This is a genomic window from Bifidobacterium sp. ESL0775, from assembly GCF_029395475.1.
GTDB lineage: Bacteria > Actinomycetota > Actinomycetes > Actinomycetales > Bifidobacteriaceae > Bifidobacterium.
In genome coordinates this window covers 43,737-58,345 of the sequence record NZ_CP113917.1, presented here as the reverse complement: position 1 = coordinate 58,345, position 14,609 = coordinate 43,737, and the positions used below count along the sequence as shown (strand labels likewise).

8 protein-coding genes and 1 tRNA gene are annotated in these 14,609 nt (G+C 58.1%); all 9 read right to left on the bottom strand.

What is annotated here, in order from left to right; all coding sequences use genetic code 11:
• Window positions 1-335: 335 nt before the first annotated feature.
• The 9 genes from rsmA to OZX73_RS00145 all read right to left on the bottom strand — a co-directional run bounded on the left by rsmA (window position 336) and on the right by OZX73_RS00145 (window position 14,383).
• Entirely contained in the window at window positions 336-1,298 is a 963-nt protein-coding gene (gene rsmA, locus OZX73_RS00185) for a 16S rRNA (adenine(1518)-N(6)/adenine(1519)-N(6))-dimethyltransferase RsmA (RefSeq protein WP_277149514.1), read from the bottom strand.
• 110 nt (window positions 1,299-1,408) lie between these two features.
• Window positions 1,409-2,860, bottom strand: coding sequence for a G5 domain-containing protein (locus OZX73_RS00180; protein ID WP_277149512.1), 1,452 nt, complete (start codon window positions 2,858-2,860; stop codon window positions 1,409-1,411).
• A gap of 568 nt (window positions 2,861-3,428) precedes the next feature.
• Window positions 3,429-3,502, bottom strand: a tRNA-Thr gene (locus OZX73_RS00175).
• 323 nt (window positions 3,503-3,825) lie between these two features.
• The gene (locus OZX73_RS00170; RefSeq protein ID WP_277149510.1) at window positions 3,826-4,797 is read right to left on the bottom strand and encodes a thioredoxin domain-containing protein; all 972 of its coding nucleotides are present in this window, start codon (window positions 4,795-4,797) and stop codon (window positions 3,826-3,828) included.
• Between the two features lie 256 nt (window positions 4,798-5,053).
• On the bottom strand, window positions 5,054-7,648 hold the full coding sequence (locus tag OZX73_RS00165) for a serine/threonine protein kinase (RefSeq protein WP_277149507.1): 2,595 nt from the start codon (window positions 7,646-7,648) through the stop codon (window positions 5,054-5,056).
• 30 nt (window positions 7,649-7,678) lie between these two features.
• Window positions 7,679-10,495 (bottom strand): glycoside hydrolase family 2 TIM barrel-domain containing protein, encoded by a 2,817-nt coding sequence (locus OZX73_RS00160; protein WP_277149505.1) that lies wholly within the window; start codon window positions 10,493-10,495, stop codon window positions 7,679-7,681.
• Window positions 10,496-10,581: 86 nt separating this feature from the next.
• Window positions 10,582-12,144, bottom strand: coding sequence for an MFS transporter (locus tag OZX73_RS00155; protein ID WP_277149503.1), 1,563 nt, complete (start codon window positions 12,142-12,144; stop codon window positions 10,582-10,584).
• A 174-nt stretch (window positions 12,145-12,318) separates the two neighbouring features.
• Entirely contained in the window at window positions 12,319-13,674 is a 1,356-nt protein-coding gene (locus tag OZX73_RS00150) for an ATP-binding protein (protein ID WP_277149501.1), read from the bottom strand.
• Window positions 13,658-14,383 carry a LytTR family DNA-binding domain-containing protein gene (locus OZX73_RS00145; RefSeq protein WP_348519453.1) on the bottom strand — a complete coding sequence of 242 codons (726 nt, stop codon included), beginning with the start codon at window positions 14,381-14,383 and terminating at the stop codon, window positions 13,658-13,660. Before OZX73_RS00145 ends, OZX73_RS00150 begins: the two co-directional genes overlap by 17 nt.
• Between the last annotated feature and the right edge of the window lie 226 nt (window positions 14,384-14,609).

Sequence of the window (14,609 nt, the reverse complement as noted above, 5' to 3'; positions counted from 1 at the left end):
TGTTCGTTCCTGTCAACCGTGCCGTCTCCTTTTCAGCGCGTGGGTTTGCCCCGACGCGTAGGGGATTTGGCGAAATATCGACGGTTTCACTCTACCGTGAGAGTCTGACGCGTGAGGTGGCCTAGTGTGCCCGGCGCAGCATATTACGGTTGCGCCATAAATAAGCCACTGAGTCGCATCAAGCGGCTTATTTATGGCGTTAATTTCTAGTTGCGCCATTTTTGCATCGCTGGGTGGCGGTGAGTGGCTTGTTTATGGCACAAGTTTCAGCTATCGCCATTTTTGGGCCGCTGATTCGCGCCGTCAAAGCGCTGAAACTTGGCAACATTACCTGACTAGATTGCAGCGGCAAGGGAGGTGAATTCGCCGATGGTCAGGGTCTCGCCACGCCTGGTCGGGTCGATACCGGCTTTTGCGAACGCCTCGGCTGGCACCAGTTTTTTCAAGGCCGCGTGCAGGGTCTTGCGGCGCTGGCCGAAGGCGGCGTCGATGAGCTGGAACACCTTCTCGCGATTGGCTTTTGCGGCCATGTTTCGTTTGTCGTCTTTGCCGTACCGGGTGAATGAGACCAACGCGGAGTCGACGTTCGGCGCGGGCCAGAAGACGTTGCGGCCAACGAGCCCGACGCGTTCGGTATGGCCGTACCACGCCAGTTTCACGCTTGGGGTGCCGTAGATTTTGGAGCCGGGTTTGGCCGCGAGCCGGTCGGCCACCTCTTTCTGCACCATGACGAGGAAATGGTCAAGGTTCCCGAACCGTTCCAGCAATGTTAGCAATATCGGCGTCGCCACATTGTATGGCAAATTGGAAACCAGCGTGAATGGGTTGCCGTCATTCGCATTATTGGCCGTGGAAGTTGCCTCGGTTTTCAAGGATTGGGCGTTACCGTTTTGATGATTCGGCGCGAACTCGGGCAGGGTCTCAGGACTCAGGCTCATGGCGTCGGCGGTGACGACGGTAAGCCGGCCGGCGGCTTCCGGCATGAATTCGGCGACGGTTTCCGGCAGACGTGCCGCCAGTGCTGGGTCGATTTCCACCGCCGTGACGGCGGCTCCGGTTTCCAAAAGCGCCAAGGTAAGCGAGCCCAGCCCCGGCCCGACCTCGAGCACGCGGATATCCGCGCCTACCCCGGCCTCGCGCACAATCCGCCGCACGGTTCCCGGATCGATGACAAAGTTCTGCCCGAATTTCTTGGTCGGGCTGATCCCCGCCTCGCTCGCGATCCGCCGCACGTCCCCCGCCCCCAGCAGGTGACCGTTATGATCCAAGCTATTGGCGTCTGTCGTATGTTCACTCATGCTTTCAACATACCCTTAACTCGCGAGTCAATAATCTGCGCAAACCGAACAATGAAGTACGCAGGGAATGAAAGTTGAATTTCGACCTGAATCTGGACGGAACCAACAGCTCAGTACCAGCCGCCGAAGCCCGAATACGGGGGCTTGCAGCGGGAAAGCCACTTTTGCCATGCGGCCGACGGGCTGCCGTAATCGAAGCGGGTCTTGATGTAGTTGAGACCCCATTGGATTTGGGTCGCCCCATTGTCGCGCCAATCGGGTGCCGCGCCTGCGTAATACAAAGACTGGGGTATGCCGTACGCGGTCGAACTGGGATTGCCGGCGTTCCAGCGCCAGCCCGATTCCTTGTTCCAAAGTGTTACCAGATCGTTGTATTGCTGGCCGGTCCAGCCGTATTGCGCCGCCGCCCCCCGGGCGTAGATCTGCGCGGCCGCAGGCGACGGATGCCACAGGACGCTGCCGCCTGAGCTTGGAGGCGTCGGTGTCGGCGCGGGAGCCGGGGCCGGAGCAGGAGCTGGAGCTGGAGCCGGAGACGGGGTAGGAGCGGGGGTTGGAGCCGGGTTCTGTGCGGGCGCGGAAGGCGTGCTTGGTTGCGCGGGGGCGGGAGTCGAATTGCCGTTCGAGTTATTACCCGAATCGTTGCCGCCCGAATTGCCATCAGAACTCGACCCGCTGCCGCTACCGGTCGAAGGCGCCGGTGTGGCGGGTGCGGCCGGGCCCACGGCCACTACTTGGTCGATCGCCGCCTGCGTGACGGTTTCGGATTTCAGGGTCGAGCTTTCGGCCTGGCCGTCGACGTAGGTGACATCGTAGATTTGCTGTTTGTTACCGTTCTGGCCGACCTGACGGACCTCGGTCTGGCCGGGCTGCAGGCTCGAATCGACCACGGTGCGTGTGGCGAATGGCAAGGCGACGTCCTTGGTCTCCTGGCCGTGGGTGACGCGTTGGACACGCAGGATGGTCTGGCCGTTCTCGACGCTGACGCTGACGCGGTCCTCTTTGCCGATGGTGATGTTCTTGGAATCGAGAATCGAAGCGGCCGTAAGCTTGCCGTTCGGCGCGACGGAGGTCTTGCCGTCCGCGATGACGGTGACGGGGCCGGCCTTGTTGATGACGAATCCGCCGGTGAGTTGGTTATAGACGTTGCCGACGTTGACCGACACCTTCGCGGCGTTCTGGTCATTGGACTTGAAGAAGCCGAGCAGCTGGTCGGCGCTGGTGGCGTAGGTCCAGAAGGGCACTTCCTGTCCCTCGATGTCGATGGTGGCCTGATAGGCGCTGCGCACCGTGACCACGTCGTGGTTCTTGAGGCCGGCCTTCTCGTCGGTGGAATCGATGAAATCGTGGGTTTTGGTTTTGACGCCTTGCGATTCAAGGAGCCTGGGGACGGAGGCCGAATAGGTGGTGACGGTTCTGGTCTCGCCGTTGATGTTCAGCGCCACGGTTTTGCGAGCGGTGATCGCGAAAAAGACGATGCTGGCCACCAACACCACCCCTGCGCAAAGCGCCACGCGAATCCTGCGCAACGTCACAAAACGCCGCGGAGTCCATCGACGTGCCATCCAAGCCCCCTGAAGAAATATTCAGACATGCACCGCATGCCTAGTCTTGCAATCTGGTATCCAGTCTAGCGGCACAACCTTAAAGGGTGCAATACGAGTCCCGCCCATGAAGTCAAGATTTTGCAAAGAAGGCACATCACCCGGCCGCTTCGACGCCGGATTGCGAGCGACGGCCTTGAAGCCCGATGAATAACCTTGAAAGAGAGGAAAAGGGGCGGGAGAGAAGGGGATGTTCCCGCCCCTAAAGGACGAAGCAAATTGGGGGAAGTTTCGTCCTTGGACGCTGCCTTCACTAGAGAAGACAACGCTAACTTACTCGAGCGAAGAGTAAGACCGGCGCCTCCTTCACGCCGGAAATGCGCGGCCAACGCGGCCATGCCACAACGCAGGCAACCCACTTTCGTGGGCACCAATTCAATACTGCAAACTACAAATCACGGCGATTCAAGCGCACCGCCCGTCTCAACCGTGAATACAACATCACTGATCACTACTTGTTACTGCTAATTACCACTGATCACTACTCATTACTGCCTGTCTCTACGTCCACCGCTTCATTGCACCGGTGAGCCTCCTGTCGGGATCGAACCGACGACCTGCCGCTTACAAGGCGGCCGCTCTGGCCATCTGAGCTAAGGAGGCGTTGGCTTCCCGTCGTCGCCGAGAAGAAACCAGACAAGTCGAATTTTAACAGGAAGGCTCGATTACGCCGGTGGGTGCGACGCCGAAAACGTCGATGCATAAAAGGGATTAGTCTGACGTTTATCTTATTGGTGCAAAAGAACTTGCCACTGCTGTATTGATGCGCTTGTTGTTGGAAGGCCACAGCGACTCACGTATGAAAACCGGCGGACAGGTTGCTGTTTGGGCATCTGCCCGCCGGATTGTTGTTTGAGGCTGTCGGCTATCTTGGGTTCATCCCCATCCAATCGGCCTCATCGCTTTTGAGCGGCCTCAACTTATCGCTACTGCAACGATTGAGGGGCTCCCGTGCCGCCGATCTTCGGCATCACGCCGCGCTCGCCGACCTGCGAGTCCTTAAGCCCCAACGACTTCAGCAGGGCCTGCTCCTGCGGGATGTTCAGCTGGGAGATCTCGCTCTGGTCGATGAGTGTGCCGTTGATGGTGACTGCCGGCGTGCTCATGCTGCCCTTGTTCTGCCCGCTCTGGTTCTGCAGCTCCTTGCGGGTGATCGTGTAATTGTACGAGGCGGTGAGCCACTTGTTGTACCGGCCGTCGAACGCCTTGTCGATGACATCCTCGGCGACACTGGCCTTAAGCGCCTGTTCCTTGATCTTGTCGTTGCCGGTCGCCTTGTAATCCGGGCCCTCTTCTGGCTGGTAGTCCTTGTTGTAAAGGTTGCTGACGAAGCCCATCAGATGCTCGGCGTTGGCGTCGTGGCTGGCGACGTAGAGGATGGCCCCCGCGGCGCGCGTGGAATATTGGTCGGTGGAATCTTGGTCGAGGAAGTTCATCGGATGGTAGACCAGGTTGATCTGGCCGGCGTCGACGAGCTTGTCGAGGTCGCCGTCGATCTGGCGGTGCAGCGAGCCGCAGCCGGGGCACAGCGGGTCCATGTAGATCTCGACGGTCGGGGCCTTGTCGAGCTTCTTGCCGTAGCCGTCCTTGGAGATGAGGATGCCGCCCTTGTCGTCGACCACGGTGGGCTTGACCTTCACCTTTTGCAGGGCGCTGTACGAAGTGCTGTTCGACACCTTCTGCACTTGCGCTTTCTTGTGGACAGAGTGAAGCGTGACGATGGCGATGACGGCGACAAGCACCACGATGACGGCGACGACGATGCCCCCGATAATGGTCTGCTGCTTGCGTTCCTTCGCGGCTTCCTCGGCCTGCGCGCGCTCAAGCGCCTCCTGCTCGGCCTGGCGCTTCGCCCGCGCCTTGCGCTTCTGCGACTTACTTGTGCCCTGTTGTGCCATGTGTCCTTCTTTGTAGTTACTTGGTGCCAAGTGCCGGCGAATCTTAGTGTTTACACCGTTTGGGCGACCAAAGTAGCAAGTGTACTCACAAAACTGAATGTTCTCTTATTTTGCCCGCATGGGTAGATGAATCTCTGAGGGCTGAGGGGATCGCGGGGATTCGTAGCGCAAGTCACATGGTGATGGTCGGGTTTGGGTTTGGCTATAGGTTTTTGATGGGAGTTGTGTGAGTTGTCGCCCCTTCGGCTTGGTTGTATTACAACTGCGGATTGGGCAGGGGAACCCAGTCGATCTGGCGGTTCGTCAGGGCCAGTGCCAAGGCCGCCAAGGTGAGGATGATCCATAGGATCAGCAGGATCCAGCGCCACGTCAGGTGGTGCATGGTTTTGGCGGTTTCTTCGATATCCTCGGCTTCGTCATCCAGCTCGTCTTCGGTTCCAAGGTATTCATCGCTTGGCGGTGCGGCGGATTCAGGCAAGGCCGTCATCGCTGGGTCGCCGGTACCAGGTTCGGGCTTCATCCCGCGCAGGCGTCCCGCGCCGATGCGCAATATCGTCGTTTTCGGGCCAAAGGCGGTGATGAGCCATGCCGCGGCCATGAATATCGCGAGCGCCGCGCTGGAATACGAGAGCGAAAGGTCCGCGGACAGGGGGAACGGGATGCGCCACGAGCCGATGACGATATCGACCATCTTCGTGGGCAGGCCGGAGACGAGGCTGACCACGATCGGCGCCACATCGGCGATAAGCGCCATGCCCAGCGCGCGCACGATGGCGAAGACCAGGGCTTTGAGGACATGCCAGGGCAGGCTCGCCACACGCAACGCCATGTCGGATTTCTTGCGGATGCCGCCGCGCTTGCCCTCGCGCTCGAGCTGGGCCTCCTCACTGTAGCCGAGCGTGAGCAGGAGCCAGACGAGGGCCGCGGCGCAGCAAAGCGATACCAACGGAGCCGTGGCGGCAAGCAGCGCGAGCGGGACCGTGGCGAGCCATAGCGGCAACCTGGACCTTGAGATCAGCTTGCCGCGCCGTACGTCCGCGGGGTTCGCGATTGGTTCCAACGGCTGGGGCGCTGCGGCCACCTGCATGTTCGGTTGGCCGGGACCGTATATATAGGGTGCGTACGACACGGGTTGGGCTTGCCGGCTGGGGTCAAGGGGCTGCAGCGTCTGCATCGCCGGTGACACGGCGAGCGGCATCGTGCCAGCCTCGCTTTGTTGTGCGGCGGGCGGGTTCGAGGTGGGCAGCGTTGACGTCGGTTCCATGCCGCGCGTCATGTCGGTATCAAGCGGCATTGTCGCCGTTGCTGGGCCGCTGTTTTGCGGCATCGCGGACGTCGCCGTGAGGTCCTGCGCCGAAGGGCTGGGCAGTGCCTCGGTCACGGTCTCGTCTGGGGTTGTTGCAGCCGGGCTTCCCGCTTCCGGCTGATCCTGTCCGCGTAGCGTTTGCGTTGACGGGGCTTGCCGATTGCCGGCGGGTTGCCGATTGCCGGTGGGTCGCGGCATGGCCCGCGTCGAGCCGCGTAATTGCGGTTGCGGGGAGCCAAGTGATTGCGTGGGGGATCCGGCGGGATTATCCGTCCATGAGGTTCGAAGGCTATTCGAGGCTTTGTTCGGCGGAGTCGGATCAGTTCGAGGCCTTTGGCCAAAAGGGGGCACCACCCCTTGTGCCGTGCCATTGGGCGTATCGGAAGCGGGATTATCGGGATTGTCGGGATTCCCGGCGCCCAGTGTATTACCGAAATTGCCGGCTCCAAGAACTGGTTCATTGCCGATGCCGTCGTCCTCGTCATCCAATTCGCCGTTGGCGAAGGGGTTCAAGGCGTCGAGCGAAATGGCTTGCAGCAGTTGGTCCGGGCTGCAACGTTTGGCTGGGTCCGGGTCGAGCGCGCTGCGCAGGGCGTTGAGTGTGTTTGGTGGCAGGCCGGCGAGGTTGGCGTTGCCGCTGGCCTCGCGTTCGAGCACGGCCATCATCGGTTTGCTGCCGAACACCGGCCGGCCGGTGGCGGCGAAGGCGATGACGCTGGCGAGCGACCACCAGTCCGTGGCCTCATTGCTTTCCGCGCCGTCGATGATTTCTGGGGCGATGAAGCCGGGCGTGCCCATCACCAAGCCGGTGCGCGTGACGTGGCTTTCGCCGGCGGTCATGGCGATGCCGAAGTCCACCAAGACGGGGCCCGAAGCCGAGACCATGACGTTGGTCGGCTTGATGTCGCGGTGAATGATGCCCTGCGCGTGCACCGCGCGCACGGCGTCGATGAGTTTGGAGGCGAGGCGCTGCAGGTCATCGCCGACGTACCGCCCGTTCGCCGCCACGTCGTCGCGCAGATTCTTGCCCTCGATCAGTTCCGTGACGATGAAAGCGAGGGAATCATCAAGTTCCATGTCGACGATGGCGCAGACCCCGGGATGGTTGATCTTGCGCATCGCCACCGCCTCGCGCCGCATGCGCTCGCGGGCCGTGACGTGTGGGTCGTGGCTGTGGTGATGGTGCGGTTGTGATGTATTACCTGCGCCCACGTTCCCGTTGTTCTGGCCGTACCCGGAAGCGCCATATCCATTGCCGGCTGCATTGTTGCCTGTGGAATCGTAACCCGTGGAGCCGTTGACGCTGTTGACGTCTGTGTAACTCCCGGAATTGTTTTCCGCGGATATGTCGTCGTTTTGGTAGCTGCCGCCGGTTTCGCCATCGTCCTTGAGCGAATCCCGCAAAATCTTCATCGCGTAGACCTGTCCGCCGTCGTCGCGCACCCGCCAGACCGAGCCCATCGCGCCGCCGCCCAGTCGCGAGATCAGCGTGTATCCGCCGACGATCTCCCCGGGTTCCAAGTCCAACGCGTTCAAGTCGCTCATACCCTTAATACTACTTGGGCGTGCGGCCTGCTACACGATTGTGATGGCGAGGCTGGTTTCCAACTTGCCGTCGGTGACGTTCAGGATGACTGGCAATTTTTCGCCATCGGATTGTTGGCCGTCAGTTGCGTCGGGCAGTTCGATAATGGCTAAAGCTTCGCCATAGTAAGTGTCGGTGTTGCCAGTGAAGAAGCTGTCTGGATTGTAAGGGGCGGCAGATCCGAATGCAACCAGACGGCCAGCGTTGACTTTGGCGCTTAATGTGCCGCGTTCTAGCGGTTTGGTGATTCCGTTGATACCGGTATAGCGCACGCGTACGTATGCCAGATGTCCGGGTTGGCAGGCGACGGAAGCGTTGTTTTGCTTGCGTTCCGGTGTGTCCGTCGAAAGGGATTGTGATTCTTCAAAACCGCTTTCGGGCTCCAGAGAAGCAGTGAGTCTGGTCGCACCTTGGGCGCTGGTCAAGGTGCACCGACCGATTTCCTTGCCGTTTTCGTCGAAGCTTATGGCTTCGAGAATTCCGGGTTGGTAAGTGCAACTGAAACGTGCCAAGCAGTCGTTGCGCAATGGTTTTCGACCGATTTCCTGTCCGTTCAGGATCAGGGCGACGCTCGCTGCGCGCGCATAGACTTCCACGTTCGCCTTGCGTCCTTCGCAGCTTTCCCAGCTCCAGGAAGGCATGGCGTCGGTCATTTTCCAAGCGCTTGGGGAATGTTTGTCGCCTGTGTGGTTCACCGGCCGTACCGCGAGATAGGGGCCTTGGCTCTTTTCAAGCGCGACGCGGGTGTATAGCGCCTCACCTGTCACCCTTCCCGTCAAGTCGAGGCGGCCCGAGCCGGCGGTGAGCCAGCCGAAACCGTTTTCCGCAGGGGCGTAATCCTCGTATTCCCAGGCTCCGACGCTGGTTTCGCCCATATAATCCATGCCTGCCCATACGAAGTCTCCGATAAGCCGTGGGTTCTCTTTGGCCATTTCGCGGAACCGATAGGCGTCGCTACAGAACGTTTCGGAACCGAGGATGAGCCGATGCGGATAGCGTTGTAGGTCTTTTCGATAACGTTTGATGCCGTAGTTATAACCTGCGATATCGAGCTGTGCGAAGGCGTCGCGGGTCTTGACGTCGCAGACGTGTAGCGTGGCTCCGGTTTTCATGAAATCGGCGCCCATGATTCCCGCGAGATTATTGAAGAACTCGCTGCCCACGGCTTTGTGTTTGGGTTTTGCTTGTCCGTTTTGGGCTCCGGGAGTCACGCATGCTCCCGGAACGATGTCCTCTCGAGAAAGTTTCGGGGCGCGTTCTCCGGATTCCGCTTCGACCTCTTTGCGCGCCTTGTCGTCGGAATAGACGCCGAACCCGATCGAGCTGAGGAAATTGAAGAAAATATTGATTCCGCACGTCACCGGTCGGCTGGAATCCAAGGTATGCAACAGGTTCACCATGGAACGGGTCAACGCGATGCCTTTCTTCTCGGCGGTCTCGCTGACTTCATTGCCGATCGAATACATGATGACGCTGGGATGGTTGCGGTCCTTCGAGACCATGGCCGTCAGGTCCTTGCGCCAATTGGCCGAGAAATAATCGACATAATCGTAAAGGGTTTTGTGGATGTACCAGTGGTCGATGTATTCGTCCAGAACAAGCATGCCCAGCTCGTCGCAGGCCTTGAGAAACGCTTTGGAACACGGGTTGTGGGCCGAACGTATGGCATTGTAGCCTTGGGCTTTCAGCTCTTGGACCTTGCGACGTTCCGTATCGGGGAACGCGGCGGCTCCCAGTATGCCGTTGGTGTGGTGGATGCAGGCGCCTTGCATGATGGTGCGTTTGCCGTTGATAAGGAATCCGCTATCGCCCCAAGCCAGTGTGCGCACGCCGAAAGTCGTGCTGGCGGTGTCGGTGGTAGTCTCTGCGGCGGTGTCGGCGGCGGTATCTCCAGCGGTGTCGGCGGCGGTGCCAGTGGCCGTATCCCCGGCGGTTACGGCGTTGGTACCGGCGGCGGTTGCGACAGTGGTATTAGTAGTGTGACCCGCGGTAGGCTTGCCGTCTTTTGCGGCCTGATAGCTTACTTGGCAGGTGTAGAGATCAGGATGCTCAGGGCTCCACAATTTCGCATCGGGAATGTCGATCGTGACGCTTGCCTTGCCATCGTCATCGGTTTCGCAATCCGTGGACGCTATTGTCGGCGTTGACTCAGAAGCTCCTTTTGTAATACCTTTGGACATCGGCACAGAGCGTGTTGCTGGAAACGTCCGTGACGTAGTGGCCATTGATGCGTCGGCATCGCCTTTTCTTTCAAAGATTTCAACATGCGCCTTGCCCGGGCCGGTGGCCTGCAGCGTGATTTCGATTCTCGCCGGATTCGTCGATATCGTACGTACCCCGATGCCTTCGAAACGGATATGCTCGCGCGGCCCTGCCCAAAGGGTCACCGGACGGTAGATGCCCGCACCGGAATACCAGCGGGAGTTGGGCTGGTCGGCGTTGTGGGCCACCACCCGGATTTCGTTGTCCTCGCCCAAGGTGACCAGGTCGGTGATGTCAACCGTGAACCCGGTGTACCCGTAGTCGCATGAGCCGGCTTTTTGGCCGTTGACGAAGACCTCAGCGAGCCGGTAGACGCCTTCGAACTCAAGAATGATGGTGCCACCGCGCAGGTCTTCGCCGGGCTTGAAATGGCGGATATATTCATAATCGCGTCCGTCGAACCACCCAGTGTTGGTCCCACCCGGGGCGTTCTCCAGACGCGGCTCGTAAAGCATGGCATCATGCGGCAAGGTCACCGGCGTAAACGTCTCGTTGCTGTCCAAATGCCTGTAGGCCCAAGAATCGTTGAATGGTGTGGCTTGCATGGGTTTTGCTTTCTGCTGGCGCGCCGGCGGGGCGCGAATTTCTGCTGGATTTCGGTGAGACGAACGAGATTGTATCTATATCATTGTCATTGCTCCGGTGATGCCGGTGCGGTCCACGTACCGCCCTGTTCTTCGACCGCCTGTTTCTGGTGTTCGACAATAGTCGCTTGGTCGTCTTTGATATGTTTTTCCACATTGAGAGGAATCATTAGAATCGCAATCAGTGTATAGCACACCAGCTCGGCGCCCAAATAACAAGCGACCAGAACAGTCTGCACGCCGGTGTTCTGCGTCTGTAACGCGGGATTATAACCGGCCGAGGTCAGGAGCATATTGATCATGCCGTTGCCGAGACCGGCCATGCCCACCATGATCGCCCCGTAAACCGACATGGTGAAACCATCGGAGCGGAATCCGTTCCTCGCCTCGAGATGGTCGAGTACGTCGGAGAGCAGGGCGAGCGTCACGTACATCGCTGGTATGGAGCCTATGCCTTTGAGCACGACGCCAATGCATACCACCACGAAACTGTGGACGTTGATGAAGCTGACGCATCCGCCGATCACGGCGATGACCATTCCGATGCCGACGGCATTGCGTTTGCCGATCTTATTGGCGATGGGCCAGGCGAGCAGCATGCCGATGGCCGTGGGGATACCGCCGATCAGTCCAAGTGCGGACATGGCCGCACCGGCCTTGGCCTCGGTGTTGACGCCGGAGAACATCCAGCGGCTGTAATAGCTCATCGAGCCGTTTTTGATCATGCCGGAAAGCTGGAAAAGGAAGAAATAAGCGATGATGATCCACCAATAGCTGTTGGACATGCATGCCTTGGCCTGGGTCGAAACGGGGAGCTTTTCCTCCTTGATGTTGAGGGTCATGTTCTCTTCGGTGATGCGCTCGCGGGTGAAGTAATACTCGCAGAGAATGCCCAGGGCGGTCAGTACGCACAGGGCGATGGCGAAGATGCGCCAGTGGCCGTAGCTTCTGGCGGTGTCGATTTTGCCGTTGGTTTGGACGAAGAGGAAACTTTGCAGCACGATCGGCACCACAATGCTCGCCCCGATGCCGGTGGCGGCGACATTCGATGCGTTGGAGAGCGTGGCCAAAAGGCCTCTTTGGCTGGTGTCACGTGTGGAAAGCCCCACCATGGAGCTGTGGGCAGTGTAATACAATGGGTAGGCGACCGCGTAGTAAAGGTTATAGGAGATCGCGATCCATATCATTTGGACCATAGGTGACGTGTTGCGCGGGTCGAGGAACAGCAGAACGATGGCCACTACGAGAAATGGCACGGACAGAAGCATGAAAGGCCTGGCCTTGCCCTGTCGGGTTCGCGTGTTGTCGATGAAATGGCCGATGACGAGGTTGCCGACGATGACCGCGATCACCGACACGATTGGCAGGGCCGCCGAGAAGCCACCGAATCTTGAGGTGTCTGTCCAGCCCAGGACATCCGAATAATACCTGTTGAGGTATGAGGCGAAGATCGCGTTGGAGATAATGGCGCAGAACGGTCCGGCAAGGTAACCCAGCAGCATTTCCGGAGGTTTCACGGTGCTGCTGGTGATGCGCGTGCTGATGGCGCCGTGCTCGAAGAACCTTTCGAATCGGTTTTGTTCCTTCGGGTTTGCGGTATCGTTGCTCATCCGGCCTTCTTTTGCTTTCAGCGGACGTGTACGGTCATCGATGAACCGTGCGCGTACGGGTTGTCGATTATCTAGTCTGCCCTGACTTTAAGGTCCAATACAATGCGAATGTCGTGAAGTGCGGTTTTAGATTCATGAACTGCAGGTGGTTCCGTTTTGAAACCCGCAGGAAGCTCACTCGCTCGATAGGATGATATTAAGAACGAACAGATTATTTCTGGTCTCGACGTTTACCGCCCCGTGGTAGTGCTCCGCTACCATCTGGATGGAACGAATACCAAAGCCATGATTGCGATGGTCGTCCTTGGTGGTTACTGGCAGGCCATTGTCGAGCGTAATCTCACCGCTGTATGGGTTGCTCACGTGAATCACCGCCATCCCCTTTTCTGCTTTTACCTGCATGCGGATGAAACGTAGATCCGAGGTGTCGATTTTGTCTAGCGCTTCCATCGCGTTGTCCATGGCATTGCCGAAAAGGGCGTAGATATCGCTGGGCTTCATAAAATCAATGGCTTTTCCGTCGATGAGTCGTTCGAATTGGATGCCATGTTGTTCGCAAATCAAGGATTTTTGAGCCAGCAGGATATCCAAAGTCTCGTTTCCGGTGTGTACCGAAGAGTCATAGACATCAGCCAGGTTTTTCAGGTCGTTGATTTCGTCGGCCCCTATATGGTTACCGAATGTGGACAGCTGCTTTTTCAGGTCATGCGTCTTGACATTGATGAGGTCGACGGTTTCCTTGTCCTTGATCATTTGCGACTTCTGCTGGGCAAGGAGTTGCTGAAGCACAATGCTGTCATGCTCGGCCTCACTGCGATCCATGATTTCCCGTAGTAGCACCAGCAGGAAGCAGCAGGTTACCAGCCGGGTGAGTACGCACATCATGTAAGCGAGCGGAGGGAATGGCACTTTCGCCACGAAGTCGTCGAAAAGACAGGCGAAAACGTTGACGCACAGCAGCACGCCAACCAGCAGCAGAAGAATCCTGGCGTTGAAGGCAATATCCGGCGCCTTTCCTTCCAGCGGCCTCGCGAATACCAGATAAGACAATGTGAAACAAGGGACAAGGGTCAAAGGATAGACCAGCGAATTCGATAATGTTCCTATGGCCAGATGCCCTGGGTTGGCCAGCAAGGCGACGATGATACCGGCGCAATAGCAGAGATGCTGCGTGGCGATGCCCGCAACCAGATAAAACAGCGATTGCCGTGTATTCAGCACCAGGCAGCAGAGCAGGCCCAGATAGCACATCAGATAGAAGACTGTGCACCGCAGGATAAGGGTCCATGCGTTGGTGGGTATGAAAAGCGACCAACAGCAGCCGATGGAGAACATCAGTAGCAGGCATAATGTCAGACGTCTGGCGAAGTGTGGTTTCCGCTCGAGCTTCCAAGTAAACATTCCGATTGCGATGCACATTTCGATGAGAAACCCGCAGGCGTTGAAAAACCATAGGATATGCCCGATTACCGGTTGGGGCGGCGGCACCGCGCCTACAGTAAAGAGATCAGCTTCATAGAACATGGTCATTGCCGAGACTTTGTGCAAGGGAGGCCAGGAACGTCTTGTGGTATGAACGACCGATGGGCAGTTGGTCGCCTGTGGTCAGAAGAATCTCAGAGCCATGAATATTCTTGATAAAACGTTGGTTTGTCAAATATGATTTGCCGCATCTGAGAAAGCCTTCGCCACTTAGTTTTTCCTCGACATCCTGTAGGCTCCCCGTGCCGGTGATGTTGCCCTGTTCTGTGTGGTAGAGCAAGGTATGGCCTTTGACTTCGACATAGGAAATGTCGCGGAGCAGTACCAGCTGGGTGCCTCCGCGTTGGGTGATGGCCACTGTCTTGCAGTTTTTCCGGCACAGTGTCACAGCTCGTGTGAGTTTACGGGCGAAATCGGGATAAGAAAACGGTTTGATGATGTAATCCAGCGCGTCGACTTCGTAGCCTTTCGCTGCGAATTGCGCCATGTTGGTGACGAAAATGAGAATGGTGTGCGCGTCGATGGCACGCAGGCGATGGGCCGCTTCCAAGCCGTTCATGTTGGGCAGCTCGATGTCCATGAAAACGATGTCGTAATCGGCGCGGTATGGATCGAGAAATGCGGTAGGTTCAACAAATTTCGTCACCTTGAATTCGACGTCTTTGTTGTTCGGGTCCGCGCTGAATCTATCAAGGCACTCTGTCAGGCGTCTCGACGCCGAAGCATCGTCCTCGATCACCGCGACCGTCACCAGCATGTCTCTGTCCTCGAATCTTTTATGGATTACTGACAACTGTACGGCATCCGATGAAATTGTGCATATCCGGCATCGGTGTCTCCTGTGGACAGCGCCCATCGGTCTTCTACATGAAGCCATAGGTAATGTGAGTCAGGTTGGGCCCTTGTGTCGTTCATGCGTCCAAAAAAGTGTTTCGTGCTTGTCGGGTTCCACGTGCAGGTCGATTGTTTCTAGTTTTAAATTG